Genomic DNA, 20,465 nt, shown 5'->3' on the forward strand with positions numbered 1-20,465 from the left:
AAAGTTTGACTACTTAGTGTTAGGATGCCCAAATTTATGCTTGTACATTGCTGTATTATGGGTATTTTTTACAGCTTCTCTCAAACCGCATATGTACATAAATTCCCATGTTGGTACTGGACATTCTACAAATCTGCAAAGACTTTCCCAAAATGCTGTGACTGAGTTGAGCAATATTCGCCTCATTGCCACAGATATGGATGGTACTCTGACTCAGCAAGGAAGATTTTCTGCGGCTTTGTTGCAAACCCTAGAAAATTTAAAGGCTGCGGGGTTACCAATATTAATTGTCACCGGACGTTCAGCCGGTTGGGTAAGTGGAATTAGTAGCTTGATGCCAATTGCAGGGGCGATAGGGGAAAATGGGGGTTTGTTCTATCCTGCTGACAGTGAGCATCCATTACTATTAACACCCATTGCCGATTTAACTGGACATAGGCAGAACTTAGCTCTGGTTTTTCAAAAATTAAAACAGAAATTTCCCCAAATTCAAGAATCAGGGGATAATCGCTTTCGCATTACCGATTGGACATTTGATGTAGCTGGCTTGACTTTAGCGGAACTACAACTTATTGGTAATCTCTGTCAAGATATGGGTTGGGGATTTACTTACAGCAACGTCCAGTGTCATATCAAACCACAAGGACAAGAAAAAGCGATCGCTCTCTTACAGGTGTTACAAAAATATTTTCCCGATTATTCCCCGACTCAGGTTGTAACCGTTGGCGATAGCCCTAACGATGAAAGTTTATTTAATCAGCGTTATTTTCCCCTTTCTGTCGGTGTGGCAAATGTGTTGAAATATGCACACCAATTACAACATCAACCTAGTTATGTCACTACTACGGCTGAGGGGGAAGGATTTTGTGAGTTATGCAGTTATATTTTGGGCGTTGCCGAATGAATCAATCCAAAATTCAATCACGATAGATGTCTACTGATTCCAACGATAGAAACTCGTTAACTGCCTCTTTAGTTGAGTTTGATATATTGAGTTTATTAAATGTTTGTTAAATCTTCACGCAAATTGCGAGTTAAGTTATGAAATTAACTGTTACCAGTTTATTGTTTCTCAGTTTTCTGGTTTTGGCAGATGCTCCTGCTATGGCTCGAAATCAAAGTTCTTCCATTACTGGAAGTGTACGACAAGTTTGGGAAGATGGATTTAGGCTAAACAGCAATGGTCGTTCCATTACAGTTGATACATATGATATCTGTGGAGATAATACCACCTCACAAATATCTGTGGGTGATCAAGTAACCATAACGGGGGAATTTGATGGAGGAGAGTTTGATGCTTTCTCAGTGACTAAGGGTAATGGTAGAAGAGCTTGTCAGTAGAGAAGGTGTATTCAGTGGCGCATCTTTGATTCTATTGCGCCTCAATTAATCAGCGATCACAGTTTCTTGAACGCGCGTAAAACACCATCCCCTTGTGAGTGGTGTTTTACGCGTGTTCGATAAATATTGGGAAATCTCTACTTAAAGCAGTACTATTGTTCTACTATAACCATAGTAAAAATAGTATTATTAAAAACTGTTTCACGCTGCCTCACTCTATCACCCTGTCGATATGTCAGATAAAAAGCTAGCCGCATCCCTGAATGGACATCTTCCCTACGCCAATGACAATAGCCAGAATACCATTAGGATTCGGGGTGCGCGACAGCATAATCTGAAGAATATTGACTTGGAATTGCCACGCGATCGCCTGATCGTGTTTACTGGTGTATCAGGTTCGGGTAAGTCTTCCTTGGCGTTTGATACCATCTTCGCGGAAGGTCAACGGCGCTATGTGGAATCCCTCAGTGCTTACGCCAGACAATTTTTAGGACAATTAGATAAACCGGATGTGGAAGCCATCGAAGGCTTAAGCCCGGCGATTTCCATTGACCAAAAATCTACATCTCACAACCCCCGTTCTACTGTGGGGACGGTGACAGAAATTTACGACTATTTGCGACTGTTGTTTGGTCGAGCTGGTGAACCCCATTGTCCCATCTGCGATCGCTGTATTGCACCCCAAACCATTGATGAGATGGTTGATAGAATTATGGAACTACCAGACCGCACGCGCTTCCAAATTCTCGCGCCTGTTGTCAGGGGTAAGAAAGGAACTCACCGCAAATTATTATCTAGTTTGGCTTCCCAAGGCTTTGTCCGGATACGCGTTGATGGGGAAGTCCGTGAACTGTCTGATTCGATTGAGTTAGATAAAAATATTACTCATACCATTGAAGTTGTCATTGACCGACTGGTAAAAAAAGACGGTATTCAAGAACGTTTGGTAGATTCTCTGTCTACGTGTCTCAAACAAGCTGGTGGTATTGCTATTATTCTTGTCAGTCCTTCTACCGACACACCAGAAGAGAAAGACGAAGAATTAGTATTTTCAGAAAACTTTGCCTGTCCTGAACATGGCGCAGTTATGGAGGAGTTATCACCGCGCTTGTTCTCATTCAACTCTCCCTACGGTGCTTGTCCCAACTGTCACGGTTTGGGAACCCTCAGAAGATTTTCCCCAGAATTAGTCGTACCTGACCCTGAAGCTCCAGTATATGCGGCGATCGCTCCTTGGTCAGAAAAAGAAAATTCCTATTACCTGGAATTACTATATAGTCTAGGACAAACTCATAATTTTGAGTTGCAAATAAATTGGCATAAGCTGACCCCAGAACAACAGCAAATTATTTTGTATGGGGAGAAACAGGAAGCTAAAGATAATCCTAAGACACCAAGTTTTAAAGGTGTATTGCCAATTTTACAACGCCAATATGAAGGCGGTTCCGAATTAATTAAGCAGAAATTAGAGCAGTATTTAATTGACCAACCATGTGAAGTTTGTCACGGCAAACGGTTAAAACCAGAAGCTTTGGCGGTGAAGTTGGGACAATATAATATCTTAGATTTAACTGGTGTTTCAATTCGGGATTGCCGAGAGAGAACAGAGCAATTAAAATTAAGCGATCGGCAGATGCAAATTGCCGATTTAGTGTTGCGAGAAGTGAAAGCTAGATTGCAATTCTTGTTAGATGTCGGCTTAGACTATCTTACCCTAGACCGTGCAGCCATGACCCTCTCTGGTGGTGAAGCCCAACGCATTCGCCTTGCCACACAAATTGGTTCTGGCTTAACAGGTGTTCTCTACGTTTTAGATGAACCAAGTATTGGTTTACACCAAAGAGATAACGCAAGATTACTCAAAACTTTAACTAAATTAAGGGATTTAGGTAATACCCTAATTGTAGTTGAACACGATGAAGAAACAATCCGTGCTGCCGACTACCTAGTTGATATTGGGCCAGGTGCGGGTATCCACGGCGGTAATATTATTTCTCAAGGCGATTTGCAAGCTTTATTAACAGCAGAAGAGTCTCTTACTGGTGCATATTTATCGGGACGTAAAGTCATTAATACACCAGGAGAACGCCGCGAAGGTAACGGTCGGAGTTTAAGCATTAAAAATGCCTATCGCAATAATTTAAGAAATATTGACGTAGAAATTCCCTTGGGTAAATTAGTTGCTGTCACCGGAGTATCTGGTTCTGGTAAATCGACTTTAATTAACGAATTACTTTACCCATCACTACAACATCATCTAACTAAAAAAGTTCCTTTACCTAAAGAATTAGAGAAAATTCAGGGGTTGAGTGCAGTCGATAAAGCCATCGTCATCGACCAATCACCCATCGGACGCACACCACGTTCTAACCCCGCAACTTACACAGGAGTTTTTGACGTAATTCGAGACGTATTTTCACAAACAGTAGAAGCCAAAGCCAGAGGTTACAAACCCGGACAATTTTCTTTCAACGTTAAAGGTGGACGTTGTGAAGCCTGTAGTGGACAGGGTGTAAATGTCATAGAGATGAACTTTCTCCCTGATGTTTATGTACAGTGTGAAATTTGCAAAGGAGCAAGATACAATCGCGAAACGTTGCAAGTGAAATATAAAGATAAATCTATTTCTGACGTTCTCAACATGACTGTTGAGGAGAGTTTAGATTTTTTCCAAAACATCCCCAAGGCTGCTACAAGGTTGCAAACTTTAGTGGATGTTGGCTTAGGCTATGTTCAACTAGGACAGCCCGCAACTACCTTATCTGGTGGCGAAGCGCAAAGGGTAAAATTAGCCACAGAATTATCTCGCCGTGCTACAGGTAAGACACTTTATTTAATCGACGAACCTACTACGGGGTTATCTTTTTACGATGTCCACAAATTATTAGATGTGTTGCAAAGATTGGTAGATAAAGGTAACTCAATTTTAGTTATTGAACACAACTTAGATGTGATTCGTTGTGCTGATTGGGTGATTGATTTGGGGCCAGAAGGTGGTGATAAGGGGGGAGAAGTGATTGCTGTTGGGACACCGGAGGAAATTGCTAAAAATACTAGGTCTTATACCGGGCAATATTTACAGCAGGTGTTAGAACAGTATCCTGCGGTGGTAAATTAAGCTACTATAGCTGGGGACTGGGTGAAAAGTCTTGTTGTGTCTAGGTTGTATCATCTATTAACGTCCTAACACTACTGGCGACAGCTATATTTATAAAGTAAATCTTTAGACAATAAGACGACGTAGCATAATCCTAGTCATAACAGCATATATGACTGCTTCGCTCTATGTAAATAGACCGTGTATGATGTAACTTATACTTACGCTAACTCTTTTCTTCTCGCTTCTAGATTTACTTTATCAATAGCCTTTAATTACATCCGTTCAAGCACCTGAATACCCAACAATGATAAGCCGAGTTTTAAAGTTCTAGCTGTCAAATCACACAGAACTAAACGGGATGTCCGCAATGGTTCCTCTGCACTTAAAACCTGCACCCCTTGATTGCGGTCATAAAACGCATTAAAGCGTTTACTCAATTCATACAAATACTCACATAAACGGTTAGGTGATAAGTCTTCTTCTACAGTACTAATCACTTCACCTAGTTGCAGTAGGTATTTAGCTAGAGCAAATTCTGTTTCATGTTGCAGGATGACTTTGGCATTATCTCCCAAATCTGCAAAGTTAATCTCTCCCTTACGGCTAATCCCTTGAATCCGAGCATAAGCATACAACATATATGGTGCTGTATTGCCTTTCAAATCCAGCATTTTGTCGTAGCTGAAAATGTAGTTACTGGTGCGATTTTGACTTAAGTCAGCGTATTTTACTGCACTAATACCAACTACTTCCGCAACTTTATCGATAAATTCTGCGGTTTCTTCTCGTTCTTCTGCTTTTAATCTTACTTCTACATCTGCATGGGCGCGAGAAATTGCTTCATCTAATAAATCTCGTAGCCGCACAGTATCACCGGAACGAGTTTTAAATTTTTTCCCATCTTCACCCAACACCAAACCAAAGGGGACGTGAACCAATTCCACATCATCAGGAATCCATCCGGCTTTACGTGCTACTTGAAAGAATTGGGCAAAGTGGTTGGCTTGTCCCGCATCGGTGATATAAATAATGCGTTTGGCTTCATCTTTTTGAATCCGGTAACGTAACGCAGCTAAATCTGTTGTAGCGTAGTTATAACCACCATCAGATTTCTGCACAATCAAGGGTAGAGGTTCACCTTCTCTATTAGTAAAGCCATCTAAGAAAACGCATTTTGCACCTTGGTTTTCTACCAATAAACCAGATTTCTCTAAATTTTCTACAACAGTTGGTAGTAAGGGGTTATAAAAAGATTCGCCTCGTTCAGTTAATTTGACATCTAACAAATCATAAATTACCTGAAACTCTTGGCGTGATTGTTCACACAACAACTTCCAAGCATGGAGGGTATCTGCTGCGCCGGCTTGTAATCTAACAACTTCTTGGCGCGCTGTCTCTTGGAAGGCTTCATCAGCATCAAACCGTTGCTTGGCTTGACGATAAAAACTCACCAAATCACCGATATCTAAAGCATTAGCAGTAGTTAAGGCTTCTGGGGAAACTTCCCGCAGGTAAGTAATTAACATCCCAAATTGGGTACCCCAATCACCCACATGATTTAACCGCAATACATCATGTCCGCGAAATTCAAGAATCCGGGCGATGGAATCACCGATGATGGTAGAACGCAAGTGTCCAACGTGCATCTCTTTGGCGATATTCGGACTAGAAAAATCGACGATTTCCCGTTGTGGGTGTTTGGCGGTAGGAACGCCTAGTCTGGTATCTGCTTGAATAGTGTTTAGTTGCGCTTCTAGGTAGGCGGTTTTCAACTTCAGGTTAATAAAACCAGGCCCAGCAATTTCTGGTTTTTCGCAAATTTCTGATACATCTAGTTTTTCTACAATAGCAGAGGCGATCGCTCGCGGTTGCTGTCCTAACTTTTTACTCAACGATAAAGCAACGTTGGCTTGATAATCACCAAACTTAGGATTGCTAGCAGAAACCAAAATCGGGTCTACTCCGGCGTACTCATCGCCAAAAGCAGCAACCAAAGCCTGCTCAAGTTTTATCTTTAGTTGTTCTTGTGTAGCGTTCATATATAAATGTTATCTGTCACAGGCGGAATGCGGCTGTTGAGTGTTGGATATTCTCAAGGGCTTGATTATTTTAACCTTAAAATATAGTCAGCTAATCTCACTGAGGACTGTCATGGTACAGTACAACCCCTTAGACTGTCTTCCATCCTCGGCAGAACTTCCCGACTCCGACGATACGCCAGTAGATAACGAACTACAAAATCTGATTCCCAATTTACTAGATGCGATTTTGGCTTTAGCCTGGAGTCAACGCACCGATTGGTTTTTTGGTGTTGATATGGGCATTTATTATGCACCCAGCAACCCGCCATTAGTACCTGATGGGTTTCTTAGCTTGGGTGTAGAACGTTTTATAGGTGAAGAGGGACGCTTAAGTTATGTCTTGTGGGAAGAAGATGGTATTGTTCCCATTTTCGCCTTAGAAGTTGTTTCTAAAACTTACGGTGGCGAATACGAAAAGAAAAAAACCGATTACGCGAAATTGGGTATTTTATATTATGCAATTTATGTATCCAGTCGTAGATATCGGCGTAAACGAGAACCATTAGAAGTTTATCGTTTAGAAAATGGTGAATATATTTTACAACCAGGTTCCCTGGTGTGGATGCCAGAAGTTGGTTTATCACTGGGACGAGAACGCGGTACTTACTTGGGAAGAACGCGGGAATGGTTGTATTGGTATGACGAAGCAGGACGAAGATTAGCTACACCAGAGGAATTAGTAGCGCAAGAAAAACAACGCGCTGAACGGCTGGCGCAAAGATTGCGGGAGTTGGGTATTAATCCCGATGAAATTTAGAAAATTGGATTGTGATTTTAACTATTTCGCTGTTGTTATTTTAATGATTTAATTTTCTCAATTCTGCGACAAGATTTTCATAAAATTGTTTATGTGAACCCTCATAGTTATCTGTACCCTTCCTTGTCAAATATCCTTTTTGACCAGTGTGAGGATTTGGCACATGACTAAAAATCCCAGATTTTTTCCGCTCTGGGTTTTCAGACCAACTAATATTAAAAGCAGCATAATTATAAAAAAATTCCATACTTTTATAGTTATCAATATGGTCATGAATCCACCACGCTAAAGCTGTCCAATCAGCAGTTTTCTCATAGTAATTAATAAAAGAGTTGACGATAATACAAGCTGTTGCACCCATATAGCCGTCACTATCTCGAATGTCCCAGATATGTCCGGCGTAGTTAGATTCATTCTTGGCACAGTTATATTGATTTTTGTTCTCTGCGCCTTTAGCATTGACAGCAGATGAACGAAACGCCGAGCGAATGCTGATTCTGCCCAAAGCATCTTGAATTGGCTCTAGCACTTGTTCACAAAGGTTTTTACCGGCCGATATTGCCACATCAGGATGATCTGGTATGTTGGGTATACCTTCCATTTGGGAAATTTCAGAATAAAGAAAATCCCTCATAAAAAAGTTTTTGGAGAGTCGCACTCTACCTAATTCTTCTAAGGCCTTAACAGTCTGTGGCTTTCTCATTTCGTTTTTCCAGTGTATAAACTATCAATATTGTTCCTCTCTGCAAGCGGGAGAAATATTCTCTGAATATCTACTTTGATTTGAGTGCAATATCTCCAACATTTGCAACATTTTTATTCAGTTAACCGTCAGGGATATCTCTAGAGTGATTCCTGTGTAGTAAGTCAATTTAACCCTAGATTTAGATTTTTCAGAACGAAATAGATTTCTTTCGCCAGAATTACTCAAGGTTATAACTCAGTTACAGTGAACTCAGCATTTTTTAGGTAGTGTAGGAGAAAAGCGTGAAGAAAGTAACTATAGTAAAAACACTCATTACATCATTAGGATTTTTAGCTTTATTAACCCCAACCCAAGCCTCTGCACAATTGATACCACAGCCTTGGATTTCTGTAGGTGGTAAAGATGGTGATGTAACTTATGCTGTAGGTGCTAGAGCCTTAAATTTGGGGGTGGAGTTAGGCGTGGGAACTGATGGCGCTACTGGCGTAGATGTGTTGAAGTTTATCAGCTTGCCAGTAATTTCTCCCTATGTGGGGTTGGGATATTATTCAGAGGATAAAGGTGTAGCTTTTTCTGGTGGTGTGCAGGTAGGTGCGACTGATAATGTTTTTGTGGGTGCTGGCTATAATTCTGTCCGTGGGATTAATGGGCAATTGGGTATTAGATTTTAAGAGTAATTCGTAATTAAGAATATCCGGTAGTGTAATGCTGTTGAGTTGAAAGAATACGGGATACCCGACTTTTCTATACATTCAGGTATCCCGTGCTTCCAGAAATTTATGCAGCCGGATAGCCAGCAGCAGCTAAAGCATCTTTGATGGAAGTTTCTGAGGCTTGCGTTTCTACGTTCACCAGCTTAGTCTGTGGATCAGCCTGAACGATCGCATCAACATCAACTGTTTTTACTGCATTGGTAATGTTGTTTGCACAAGCAGAACAAGCCATGTTGGGAACTGTGAGTTGGATTGTCATAGATTTACGGTGTGAATAAACGAAACTATCAGGACTCAGCTTGACAACTGAGGCAATTGCCTGGAACTATCCTAATCTCTCTAGTTAGGTGGAGAGTCTAGCGGAAGTTACAAGTTTTCTGCTAAATGACAATAGGGGTTTAGGGGTTCAGGGGAAAGAGTAAAACTAAATTCTTCCCTTACATCCTTACACCCCTAAACCCTTACACCCGGTCTAAAGTTGCCTTAGTCCTTGTCTTCTTCAATCTTTCACCGCTACCCATTGTGTGACAGTAGCCATTGCTCGCCAACCCAAAAATTTACCAATTGGTTCGGCTCGTTGAATGGCAATACGGGTGAAACTGCCACCCACTTTTTCGTACCATTGAAATAAAGTCTGCTCACCTTCTATGGTGACTACATTAGCAATTAACCTACCGCCTGGGCGTAGTGCTTGCCAACAAATATCAAACAATCCTGTGGCTGTAACTCCACCACCGATAAAAATGGCATCGGGTGTGGGTAAGTCTTGGAGGATGTGAGGTGCTTTTCCTGCAACAATTTTCAGGTTGGGAGTACCTAAAGCAGCCGCATTATCTGCAATGTATTGTAGTCTAGATGAGTTTTGTTCAATGGCGATCGCCTGACATCTGGGATTAGTCCGCATCCATTCTATTGATATGGAACCACAACCCGCCCCCACATCCCAAAGTAACTGTCCTGGTGTGGGTGCTAAAGTTGATAGGGTAACTGCTCTAACTTCCCGTTTGGTAAGTTGTCCGTCGTGGTGATAAACGCTATCTGGTAATCCTGGTAATCTGGGTAAGGCGACAACACCAGTATCGACGATACAGTGTACAGCGATCGCATTTAAATCTGCCAGTTCTGTTTCCTGCCAAGTTGCAGCTATCCCTGTTAATATCCTTTCATGAATACCGCCCATCCGTTCCAAAACTGTGAGTTGGCTATTCCCAAAACCTCGCTGTGTGAGGGTTTCAGCAACAATACTCGGTGTATTTTTCCCCTCACTCAAAATTAATAACCGCGCACCAGGATATATGTAAGATTGCAGCAAAGCCGAGGGACGACCGCATAAACTCAAGGTTTCTACCTCCGTTAAAGACCATCCTAATCGGGCGCAGGCCAGGCTAAAAGATGAAGGTGCGGGGATAATTGTCATTTCGGATATGGAAATTTGTCGCGCCAAGGTGACACCAATACCGTAATACATGGGATCACCACTGGCTAACACACATACAGATTTACCCCGACGCTGGATAATTTCTGCCACTGCGGTAGTAATAGGAGAAGTCCAGAGGATTTTTTCCCGTGGGTCGTTTGGAGGTAACATTGCTAAATGGCGATCGCCTCCTACAACGATTTCCGCTTGATTGAGTAGAGAAATAGCGATCGCACTTAACCCCAATAATCCATCTTCACCAATACCGATAATAGATAGCCATTTCTGCGTCATAAGCTACCCAAAATTGAATCTGTTAGCACTTGTCATAAAAAATTTTAATTTGAAAGCAAAACCCTTGACCCTTCTTAATTTACTATCACTTTTCCATCACATTTATTCTTTATAATTTTAAGAATTAGCTCAACACCAGACAGCTAATGCTCTACGTTTAGCCTGCCTATGGGAAATATTGAGGCAACAAAATGACAGCAAAAGTTGAAGAAATTATCCAATCACATCAATGGCACAATTTATCTGCATCAAAAGTGGCTCAATATTTAGATGCAAATCTAGATACAGGTTTGACATCAAATCAGATAGCAAAACGGCAGGAAAGCTTTGGTGCGAATGAACTCAAGGGTAAAAAGGGAACTAGCCCGATAGTCAGATTTCTTCTACAATTCAATCAGCCGTTGCTGTACATTTTGCTGATTGCAGGTGCAATCAAAGCCTTAATTGGGCAGTGGGTAAATGCTTGGGTGATTTGGGGTGTCACCTTAATTAATGCCATTATTGGTTTTGTGCAAGAATCAAAAGCTGAAAGTGCGATCGCAGCTTTAGCTTCTTCAGTCCAAACTAATGCAACTATCCTACGCAACGGTCAAAAGGTACAAGTTCCTTCACAAGAATTAGTCCCTGGCGATTTAGTACTACTGACCTCTGGTGATAAAGTACCCGCCGATTTGCGTTTGATTCAGTCCCGCAATCTCCAAGTGAATGAATCTGCCCTCACTGGTGAGTCGGTTGCTATTGAGAAAAATACCGAACCTGTGGACGCGAATGCAGTTTTAGCAGAACGCAGCAACATGGCTTATGCTGGCAGTTTTGTGACCTTTGGCACTGGTAAGGGGATTGTTGTAGCCATTGGGGAAGCTACGGAAACCGGGCGGATATCCCAACTGATGGAGCAGGGTACAAGCCTTAAGACTCCCCTAACACGGAAATTTGATAAATTTAGCCGCACATTACTATACATAATTTTGGGCATCGCTGCCCTGACGTTTGCCGTTGGACTGGGATACGGTAATTCCTGGGCAAGTATGTTTGAAGCGGCGGTGGCTTTTGCTGTCAGTGCCATTCCTGAAGGATTACCTGCCGTAGTGACGGTAACATTGGCAATAGGTGTTTCACGGATGGCGAAGCGACACGCGATTGTGAGGAAATTACCAGCCGTGGAAACCCTCGGTGGCGCTACAGTCATCTGCTCGGATAAAACGGGTACACTCACAGAAAACCAGATGACTGTACAGGTGATTTATACTGACGGTCAATACTATACAGTTACAGGGACAGGTTATATTCCCGAAGGTGAAATCTTACGCGATGAACAGCCAGTAGATTGGCGTAGTTCTCCCGTATTGGCAGAATGTCTGCAAGCCGGATTGTTATGTAATGATTCCCACTTAGAGCAGAAGGAAGGAGAATGGCAAGTTATCGGTGATCCTACTGAAGGAGCGTTGATAGTTGTGGCGAATAAAGTGGGGCTGACTAGCAATAACTTAGAATCAGAAATGCCCAGGCTAGATGTCATCCCCTTTGAGTCTGAGTTTCAATACATGGCAACTTTGCATGAAGGGGGAAGTGGAGAAAATTCTGCAAGAGTCAGGACTATCTATGTAAAGGGTTCCGTTGAGGCTATTGTGCAACGTTGTCAGCAGATGTTAACTGGAGGTAATCTTGTTTCTGTGGATGCCCAGACTTTACATCAAGAAGTTGAGACAATGGCTCATCAGGGTTTGCGGGTGTTGGCGTTTGCACGGAAAACTGTATCGGTTAGTCAAGATTCCCTGGATCATGCAGATATCGACAATGATTTGGTTTTCTTGGGACTACAAGGAATGATCGATCCCCCACGAGCAGAAGCGATCGCCGCCGTAGCTGCTTGTCAAAATGCGGGGATTCAAGTCAAAATGATCACAGGCGACCACGCTGCCACAGCACAAGCGATCGCTCAAAGGATGGGCTTTAATCAAAATGGGGAAGTTCTCGCCTTTACTGGCGCGCAACTAGCCCAAATGTCACAAACACAACTGGCTACTGCCATAGAAGATGGGGCTGTATTTGCCCGTGTTGCCCCAGAACAGAAACTCCGCCTTGTAGAAGCCTTGCAATCAAAAGGCGAGGTTGTAGCGATGACGGGGGATGGTGTCAATGATGCACCAGCCTTGAGACAAGCAGATATTGGCATTGCAATGGGGGGTGCGGGTACAGAAGTAGCCAAAGAAGCCGCCGACATGATTTTGACTGATGATAACTTTGCTTCCATAGAAGCGGCAGTGGAGGAAGGACGGACTGTTTACCGCAACTTATTAAAAGCGATCGCCTTCATTTTACCTGTGAATGGCGGCGAATCCATGACGATTTTAATTAGTGTTTTACTTGCCAGAGAATTACCAATTTTATCTTTACAAGTCCTCTGGTTAAATATGGTTAATTCCATTGCTATGACTGTACCCTTGGCTTTTGAACCAAGTTCTCAACGGGTTATGCAGTTACCACCCCGTAGCCCTCGTGAGCCATTACTCTCCAAAAGTTTAGTCAAGCGCATCTTCGCAATTTCTATCTTTAACTGGATATTAATATTTGGTGTATTTGAATGGATTAAACAATCTACAGGCAATATTGATTTAGCCAGAACAATGGCAATTCAGGCGTTAGTATCTGGAAGATTTTTTTATCTTTTAAGTATTAGTCAGTTAGGAATTGCTGCCATTAATTTCCTGCGAGGAGTTAGGCAGAAACTTAGCGATATATCAGCCATAGCTATCGGCATTGTAACTACAATCATTTTGCAGATAATTTTCAGTCAATGGAGCTTGATGAATCAGTTATTTGCTACTGCACCATTGAATTTAACTCAATGGTTAACTTGCCTACTTGTAGGTTTACCAATGATTCCCGTAGCACTTATAGTCAATAAGTTCGACCCCCTTGACTGAATTGTTTCCCAATAGCTTTTTAGTCTACTTGCATGGCATGATCTGTATTTTGAGATTATCCCCACAATAAGATGACTACAAATACAGATTTTCGTATTGAACGCGATTCGATGGGCGATCGCCAAATTGCTAGTGATGTTTATTACGGTATTCAAACTCTCCGAGCCGTTGAAAATTTCCCCATTAGTGGTCTTAAGCCCTTACCTACTTACGTAGATGCTGGTCTTTTAATTAAAAAAGCTACAGCAATTGTCAATGGAGAACTAGGTTGTATTCCCCAAGATATTAGCCAAGCGATTGTGCAAGCAACCGATGAAATTCTGGCAGGGAAGTTAAGAGATCAGTTCGTCGTTGATGTCTATCAAGCTGGTGCAGGCACATCCCACCACATGAACATTAACGAAGTCCTAGCAAATCGGGCTTTGGAAATTTTGGGTGCAGAAAAGGGCAATTACCAACGAGTTAGCCCTAATGATCATGTGAACTACGGGCAGTCTACCAACGATGTTATTCCCACAGCAATTCGCATCGGTGGCTTATTGGCACTGACCAAAACATTACAGCCAGCATTAGAAAAAGCGATCGCCGCCTTAGAACACAAAGCTGTAGAATTTCAAGATATTGTCAAATCTGGCAGAACCCATTTACAGGATGCCGTTCCCGTCCGCTTGGGTGATAATTTCGCCGCTTGGGCGCATATCCTCTCAGAACATCAAAACCGCATTTACACTGCCTCTGGAGACTTGATGGTACTCGGTTTAGGTGGTAGTGCGGCGGGAACAGGCTTAAACACCCATCCTCAATACCGCGCCCGTGTGGTGGAAGTACTGGCAGAATTACTAAACTTACCACTCCAACCCGCCCCCCATCTCATGGCTGCCATGCAGAGTATGTCCCCATTTGTGAACGTTTCCGGGGCGATACGCAACCTAGCCCAAGACTTAGCGAAAATTTCCCACGACTTGAGGCTGATGGACTCCGGGCCAAAAACTGGTTTAAAAGAAATTCAACTACCCCCAGTCCAACCCGGTTCCTCAATCATGCCAGGCAAATATAACCCCGTTATGGCAGAGATGACATCGATGGTGTGTTTCCAGGTGATGGGTTACGATCAGGCGATCGCTCTTGCAGCCCAAGCCGGACAATTAGAATTAAACGTGATGATGCCGTTGATTGCCTATGATTTGATCCACAGCATCGAAATTCTGGGGTCAACCATCGCCGCCCTTACAGAACGCTGCATTCAAGGAATTACCGCCAACAAAGAACGCTGTTTAGCCTACGCCGAAGGCAGTTTAGCTTTAGTTACCGCCCTCAACACTCACATTGGTTATTTAAATGCCGCAGATGTCGCCAAAGAATCCTTAAACACAGGAAAATCTCTAAGGCAGATTGTGTTAGAAAAAGGACTGATGAGCGAAGCAGAGTTAGCCACCGTGTTAAATCTAGAAGAAATGAGTAGTATATTGCCACTCCAAACAGAGTAATTAAGGGACTGGGGACTGGGGACTGGGGATTGATTTGTCTTTAAGCTAATACGTGTATAAATTACATAACTACTAAAAAGGACTGTCAACAGTCAACAGTCAACAGTCAACAGTCAATAGCCATACTTACCAAATCATCTATGCAGAACCAAAAACCATCTGTCAGCCTGATCCGGGCTACTTCCTACGAACGGGAAGCATTAAAGAAATCTCTTGTTACCTTGCTAGAACCTTTTGGGGGGATGGCAGCTTTTGTTAAACCAGGACAACGGGTTTTACTGAAACCTAATTTACTCACGGGAGCGCGTCCCACTAAAGAATGTACCACCCGTGCCGAACTAGTTTATGCCGTTGCCCAAATGGTAATCGCCGCAGGTGGAAAGCCATTTTTGGGAGATAGTCCAGCATTTGGTAGTGCTAAAGGTGTAGCCATAGCCAACGGTTATCAGCCACTTATTCAAGAACTCAATCTGCCAATCATCGATTTTCACGGCAAACGTTACGAAACTGTTAGTGAAAACTTTAATCACTTGCTACTGAGTAAAGAAGTCATAGAAGCAGATGTGGTGATTAACTTACCAAAAGTCAAATCCCATACCCAATTAACTTTAACTTTGGGCGTAAAAAACCTCTTTGGTTGCGTTCCTGGCAAAATGAAAGCATGGTGGCACATGGAAGTTGGGAAGGATGCTGACCGATTTGGAGAAATGCTGGTAGAAACCGCCAGGGCAATTAACCCAGATTTAACTATTTTAGACGGCATTATCGGTCACGAAGGCAATGGCCCCAGTGGCGGCGAACCTCGTGCCTTGGGTATATTGGCAGCCGCATCAGATATATTTGCCCTAGATAGGGCAATGGTAGAAATTCTCAACGTCCCACCCCATCAAGTACCTACCGTTGCCGCATCCCAAAGATTAGGGGTTTGCCCAGAACTTGCTGATATTCAGTTTCCCAACTTACATCCTGATTTATTAAAAATTGACGATTGGCAACTTCCTGATAAGTTGATGCCCATTGATTTTGCTATGCCCCGTGTGATTAAGTCCACTTTTAAACACTTCTATATCCGCTTTATCAAAGAACCCATGAGCGCCTACGGTAGACAGTAACCAAAAAAACCGCCACTAGATTAGGGCGGTCTGGTTAAGCAATCGGAGGGTAATCTCTAGCCTATTCTGCTCATCAAGATATTGCTGTAGCAGGATTTGCAGTTGTATTTGCTCAAAAGCTTAAGTTAATCATTTTTAGGCTGTTCAGTCCAATAAGGTGCGTCAGTGCGATAGAACCTAAATATACTTAGAAATTATTCACACTGACGCACCCTACTAGGCTTGGAACAGAGCTTGCTTATATCAACTTACAAAATGCCCCAAAAATGGAGAAAGCCTTGGCCTGAAAAAGCTTCAATCAACACGATAGATAGAAAACCAATCATTGCAAAGCGACCATTCCAACTTTCACTCTCACTAGTGAAACCAAAACGCACAGCATTAGGACTTTCGGTAACAGTAGACTTAGGATTCTTAAAACCAGACATAAACAAAACTCCAATGTATTGCGTTGTACAGCTTTCACTGTCTGTAACGTAATGTAACAGATGTTGAAGGGAATGGAAGATTTATCGTAAATAGGAGTACTAGGTTACCGTACTGAAAACCAAAGTTTTTGATTAGCGATCGCTAGTAACTTACTTCCTTAGATAATAAAAACTAATCAAGTATATATATTTTAGTAATATTAATTAATTACCCAATTTTTGTAAAGCAGTGTAAAGTATTGTTACAGGCAAAAAACAACTGCCTGATTCATAAAACCAACGTAATCATAAAAACATGACCGCAACCTTACAACAGCGCAAAAGCGCCAACGTATGGGAACAGTTCTGCGAGTGGATTACCAGCACCAACAACCGTCTATACATCGGTTGGTTCGGCGTACTAATGATCCCCACCTTGCTAGCTGCAACCACCTGCTTCATCATCGCCTTCATCGCTGCACCCCCAGTAGACATCGACGGCATCCGTGAACCAGTAGCAGGTTCCCTAATCTACGGAAACAACATCATCTCCGGTGCAGTTGTTCCATCCTCCAACGCCATCGGCTTGCACTTCTACCCAATTTGGGAAGCAGCATCCCTAGACGAGTGGTTGTACAACGGTGGCCCTTACCAATTGGTAATTTTCCACTTCCTAACTGGCGTATTCTGCTACTTAGGACGTGAATGGGAACTATCCTACCGCTTAGGAATGCGTCCTTGGATCTGCCTAGCATTCTCTGCACCAGTAGCAGCAGCAACCGCAGTATTCTTGATCTACCCAATCGGACAAGGTTCCTTCTCAGATGGTATGCCCTTGGGTATCTCCGGCACATTCAACTTCATGATCGTGTTCCAAGCAGAACACAACATCTTGATGCACCCCTTCCATATGTTGGGTGTAGCTGGTGTATTCGGTGGTTCCTTGTTCTCTGCAATGCACGGTTCCTTGGTAACCTCTTCCTTAGTTCGTGAAACAACCGAAAACGAATCACAAAACTACGGTTACAAATTCGGACAAGAAGAAGAAACCTACAACATCGTTGCTGCACACGGTTACTTCGGTCGCTTAATTTTCCAATACGCATCCTTCAATAACAGCCGTCAATTGCACTTCTTCCTAGCTGCATGGCCTGTAATCGGTATTTGGTTTACCGCTTTAGGTGTAAGCACAATGGCGTTCAACTTGAACGGTTTCAACTTCAACCAATCCATCATCGACTCACAAGGTCGTGTAATCAATACCTGGGCTGACATCATCAACCGCGCTAACTTGGGTATGGAAGTAATGCACGAGCGTAACGCTCACAACTTCCCTCTAGATTTGGCTGCTGGTGAAGTTGCTCCTGTTGCTATCAGCGCTCCTGCTATCAACGGTTAATTCTGAATTCTTAATTCAATAAAAAAGCGTCTCCTGCAAAGGGGGCGCTTTTTTGCTTTGGATTCATGTCCAACATAGGTTAAATTACACACACAGCATAGATAAGCCGTAAATAGTACGAACTCCTATAATTACAAGCAGGCGATCGCTCTAATATGCCATGATTAATCTTGCCTAGTGAGGATAGCGTGTTCAAATCTTACTTCTGCTAGACGTTCAGTCTGATTTGGTCTTGTTCCCACCGTAAATTCTCCAACGAGTGAGTAATAAGCCATTTGGGCGCGGACTTTCGCCTCTAAAGGTGTAAAGCCAACTTGCAAGAATAAATTTTGTGTGTAATTTAGCCGACTTTGATCTACTTGCAGCATAATCTCGGCAACATTTGCAGCTTTTGTAGCCCATGCGCGAATTGCATTTTCTAATCGACCGTCAATTTGAATTGCGAATTCAAATAAATGTAGCAATTTAGTCGTTGCGTCCCCACCTATCGTTTCGACTCGCTCAATTAAATTATTGGTTTCACCTTTCACCCATTCCTGTAAAATTGCTTCCAATAAATCATCTCGGTTCTTGAAGTGCCAGTAAAAGCTACCTTTTGTCACCTTGATTAACTTGGCAAGTGGTTCTACTCTGACGGCTTCAATTCCTCCCTCCGCCAAAACTTTTAAACCAGCATTAATCCAGTCCTGTCGTTCCAGTTTGATGTGTTCTTGTTTTTTTTCCATACGGCAGCGTATTGACATTTATTTGTTGAGCTATTAATCTATTTCCATACGCTACGGTATGGAGAAGATAAATAAGTGAGTAACGCAAATACAGAGCTACTTTTGCAATGGGCAAATTTATGGTCTTCAGGAAATGTAGAATCGTTTCTCTCGCTTTTTGCTGAGGATTGCTACTACGAAGATGTGGCGTTTAGTATGGTGAGTAAAGGTAAGGAACAACTCAGAGACTTTTTCAGCGCTACTCGCACAGCATTACCTGATTTAAAGATAAATGTACAGTCTTGTTTTGCGTCAGAAGCCAATGGCGCATTAGAGTGGGTCATGCAAGGGACTCATAAGGAAGCATTTCATAATGTACCAGCTTCCCATCAAATGATTGAGGTGCGGGGCGTGACATTTATAAATCTAGAAAACGGAAAAATCAAAACTAATAAGGATTATTACAACCTTGCTACTTTATTACAGCAGATTGGAATGTTACCACAGTTGTAACTAACGATGTTTGGGCGATGTGCTGTTAGTGAGCATAACTGTTTACGAATTTTCAGTAATCGCTTACTGTGGAGCAGTATTTATTAGCTAATCACTAACACTTAAATAAGTGAATGCTGCTCACCATCACCACCACCCACTCCCCAGCAACAGAGTTAGGCTACTTACTACATAAACACCCAGACCGTTGTCACTCGTTTTCCCTGTCATTTGGAAAGGCGCACATTTTTTATCCAGAAGCGAGTGAACAAAAATGCACAGTGGCGCTGTTGTTGGATGTTGACCCGGTGAAGTTGGTGCGGGGGAGAGGTGCGACTTTGGAACAATATGTGAGCGATCGCCCTTATGTGGCATCATCTTTTATGAGTGTAGCGATCGCACAGGTATTTAGTACAGCTTTAGGTGGACGCAGCAAAGACCGACCAGAATTAGCCCAAACGCCTCTACCTTTGGTGGCGAAACTATCGGTTTTACCCTGTCGTGGTGGTGAAAGTTTTCTTCGAGAATTATTTGAACCTTTGGGTTACACTGTCAGCGCCCAAGGTCACGTTTTAGATGAGAACTTTCCAGATTGGGGTAATAGTCGATATTTTACCGTTGAACTCCAGCACACTATACCCTTGAGTGATTTGTTAAGCCATCTCTACGTCCTGATTCCCGTACTAGATGATGAGAAACACTATTGGGTAAACGAAGAAGAAATCGAAAAATTACTGCGTCATGGTGAGGGTTGGTTATCGCAACATCCAGCCAGAGAACAAATCACGCGACGTTATCTCAAACGACAACACCGTTTAACTCGCACTGCTTTAGCACAGTTAGCAGAAGAAGATAATCTCGACCCTGATGGTACGGAAGAAACCCACGCAGAGGAAGAAGCGGCGGTAGAAAAGCCAATTAGCTTGAACCAACAGCGTATGAATGCGGTGGTTGCTGCTTTAAAACAAAGTAATGCTAGGCGTGTAATTGATTTGGGATGTGGACAAGGTAATTTATTGAAAATGCTCTTGAAAGATAGCTTTTTTGAGCAAATTACAGGTGTAGATGTTTCCTACAGGTCGCTAGAAATTGCCCAAGAAAGATTAGACCGCTTGCACCTTCCCCGCAACCAGTGGGAACGTTTGCAATTAATTCAAGGCGCATTGACTTATCAAGATAAACGCTTTTATGGTTATGATGCGGCGACTGTGGTAGAGGTAATTGAGCATCTTGATTTATCTCGATTGGGTGCCTTTGAGCGAGTTTTATTTGAATTTGCTCAACCAAAAACAGTGATAGTAACCACACCAAATATTGAATATAACGTCAAATTTGCCAATCTCCCGGCGGGGAAACTGCGACATAAAGATCATCGCTTTGAATGGACGCGATCGCAATTCCAAGATTGGGCAAATAAAATCACAGAACGCTTTGCTTATAACGTGCAGTTTCAAGCTATAGGAGAAGAAGACCCAGAATTTGGTTCACCGACACAAATGGCACGTTTTTGTCAATAAGTAAGGGACTG

The 20,465-nt window shown here is 42.6% G+C and carries 17 protein-coding genes; 11 read left to right on the forward strand and 6 right to left on the reverse strand.

The features are described from left to right. The first annotated feature begins 91 nt into the window (after window positions 1-91). The 3 genes from ACN222_RS18580 to uvrA all read left to right on the forward strand — a co-directional run bounded on the left by ACN222_RS18580 (window position 92) and on the right by uvrA (window position 4,459). Window positions 92-904, forward strand: a complete 813-nt coding sequence (locus ACN222_RS18580) for an HAD family hydrolase (RefSeq protein WP_010997857.1) — start codon at window positions 92-94, stop codon at window positions 902-904. A 137-nt stretch (window positions 905-1,041) separates the two neighbouring features. Next, complete coding sequence (locus tag ACN222_RS18585; RefSeq protein ID WP_010997858.1) at window positions 1,042-1,341, forward strand: hypothetical protein; 300 nt, start codon at window positions 1,042-1,044, stop codon at window positions 1,339-1,341. A 232-nt stretch (window positions 1,342-1,573) separates the two neighbouring features. Beyond that, window positions 1,574-4,459, forward strand: coding sequence for an excinuclease ABC subunit UvrA (uvrA, locus tag ACN222_RS18590; protein ID WP_010997859.1), 2,886 nt, complete (start codon window positions 1,574-1,576; stop codon window positions 4,457-4,459). A gap of 254 nt (window positions 4,460-4,713) precedes the next feature. On the opposite strand, the gene argS is transcribed toward uvrA, so the two are convergent. After that, window positions 4,714-6,480: an arginine--tRNA ligase gene (argS, locus tag ACN222_RS18595; protein WP_010997860.1), complete on the reverse strand. Its 1,767-nt coding sequence runs from the start codon at window positions 6,478-6,480 to the stop codon at window positions 4,714-4,716. A 112-nt stretch (window positions 6,481-6,592) separates the two neighbouring features. Here argS and ACN222_RS18600 point away from each other — a divergent pair, with 112 nt between their 5' ends. Further along, window positions 6,593-7,279, forward strand: a complete 687-nt coding sequence (locus ACN222_RS18600; RefSeq protein ID WP_044521903.1) for a Uma2 family endonuclease — start codon at window positions 6,593-6,595, stop codon at window positions 7,277-7,279. A 40-nt stretch (window positions 7,280-7,319) separates the two neighbouring features. On the opposite strand, the gene ACN222_RS18605 is transcribed toward ACN222_RS18600, so the two are convergent. Further along, window positions 7,320-7,982, reverse strand: coding sequence for a hypothetical protein (locus ACN222_RS18605; RefSeq protein ID WP_010997862.1), 663 nt, complete (start codon window positions 7,980-7,982; stop codon window positions 7,320-7,322). 284 nt (window positions 7,983-8,266) lie between these two features. Between ACN222_RS18605 and ACN222_RS18610 the strand changes: the two genes are divergently transcribed. Continuing rightward, window positions 8,267-8,656, forward strand: a complete 390-nt coding sequence (locus tag ACN222_RS18610) for a hypothetical protein (protein ID WP_010997863.1) — start codon at window positions 8,267-8,269, stop codon at window positions 8,654-8,656. 106 nt (window positions 8,657-8,762) lie between these two features. Here the strand turns inward: ACN222_RS18610 and ACN222_RS18615 are convergent, their stop codons facing one another. Next, window positions 8,763-8,957 carry a heavy-metal-associated domain-containing protein gene (locus tag ACN222_RS18615; RefSeq protein ID WP_010997864.1) on the reverse strand — a complete coding sequence of 65 codons (195 nt, stop codon included), beginning with the start codon at window positions 8,955-8,957 and terminating at the stop codon, window positions 8,763-8,765. 240 nt (window positions 8,958-9,197) lie between these two features. Continuing rightward, on the reverse strand, window positions 9,198-10,409 hold the full coding sequence (locus ACN222_RS18620; protein ID WP_010997865.1) for a bifunctional cobalt-precorrin-7 (C(5))-methyltransferase/cobalt-precorrin-6B (C(15))-methyltransferase: 1,212 nt from the start codon (window positions 10,407-10,409) through the stop codon (window positions 9,198-9,200). Window positions 10,410-10,600: 191 nt separating this feature from the next. Between ACN222_RS18620 and ACN222_RS18625 the strand changes: the two genes are divergently transcribed. The 3 genes from ACN222_RS18625 to ACN222_RS18635 all read left to right on the forward strand — a co-directional run bounded on the left by ACN222_RS18625 (window position 10,601) and on the right by ACN222_RS18635 (window position 15,935). Beyond that, complete coding sequence (locus tag ACN222_RS18625) at window positions 10,601-13,336, forward strand: cation-translocating P-type ATPase (protein WP_010997866.1); 2,736 nt, start codon at window positions 10,601-10,603, stop codon at window positions 13,334-13,336. Window positions 13,337-13,407: 71 nt separating this feature from the next. Then, entirely contained in the window at window positions 13,408-14,823 is a 1,416-nt protein-coding gene (locus tag ACN222_RS18630; RefSeq protein WP_010997867.1) for an aspartate ammonia-lyase, read from the forward strand. Between the two features lie 140 nt (window positions 14,824-14,963). Further along, on the forward strand, window positions 14,964-15,935 hold the full coding sequence (locus ACN222_RS18635) for a DUF362 domain-containing protein (protein WP_010997868.1): 972 nt from the start codon (window positions 14,964-14,966) through the stop codon (window positions 15,933-15,935). A gap of 248 nt (window positions 15,936-16,183) precedes the next feature. Here ACN222_RS18635 and ACN222_RS18640 read toward each other — a convergent pair whose 3' ends face one another. Next, window positions 16,184-16,363: a chlorophyll a/b-binding protein gene (locus tag ACN222_RS18640; protein ID WP_010997869.1), complete on the reverse strand. Its 180-nt coding sequence runs from the start codon at window positions 16,361-16,363 to the stop codon at window positions 16,184-16,186. Between the two features lie 295 nt (window positions 16,364-16,658). Between ACN222_RS18640 and psbA the strand changes: the two genes are divergently transcribed. Continuing rightward, window positions 16,659-17,741 (forward strand): photosystem II q(b) protein, encoded by a 1,083-nt coding sequence (gene psbA / locus ACN222_RS18645; RefSeq protein WP_010997721.1) that lies wholly within the window; start codon window positions 16,659-16,661, stop codon window positions 17,739-17,741. Window positions 17,742-17,905: 164 nt separating this feature from the next. Here psbA and ACN222_RS18650 read toward each other — a convergent pair whose 3' ends face one another. Further along, window positions 17,906-18,466 carry a TetR/AcrR family transcriptional regulator gene (locus ACN222_RS18650; RefSeq protein ID WP_044521910.1) on the reverse strand — a complete coding sequence of 187 codons (561 nt, stop codon included), beginning with the start codon at window positions 18,464-18,466 and terminating at the stop codon, window positions 17,906-17,908. 75 nt (window positions 18,467-18,541) lie between these two features. On the opposite strand from ACN222_RS18650, the gene ACN222_RS18655 reads away from it, so the two are divergent. Further along, window positions 18,542-18,958 (forward strand): nuclear transport factor 2 family protein, encoded by a 417-nt coding sequence (locus ACN222_RS18655; RefSeq protein WP_010997871.1) that lies wholly within the window; start codon window positions 18,542-18,544, stop codon window positions 18,956-18,958. 113 nt (window positions 18,959-19,071) lie between these two features. Beyond that, complete coding sequence (locus ACN222_RS18660) at window positions 19,072-20,454, forward strand: 3' terminal RNA ribose 2'-O-methyltransferase Hen1 (protein ID WP_010997872.1); 1,383 nt, start codon at window positions 19,072-19,074, stop codon at window positions 20,452-20,454. Window positions 20,455-20,465 lie beyond the last annotated feature (11 nt).

Source organism: Anabaena sp. FACHB-595 (assembly GCF_048568275.1).
In the GTDB taxonomy this organism is placed as follows: domain Bacteria; phylum Cyanobacteriota; class Cyanobacteriia; order Cyanobacteriales; family Nostocaceae; genus Trichormus.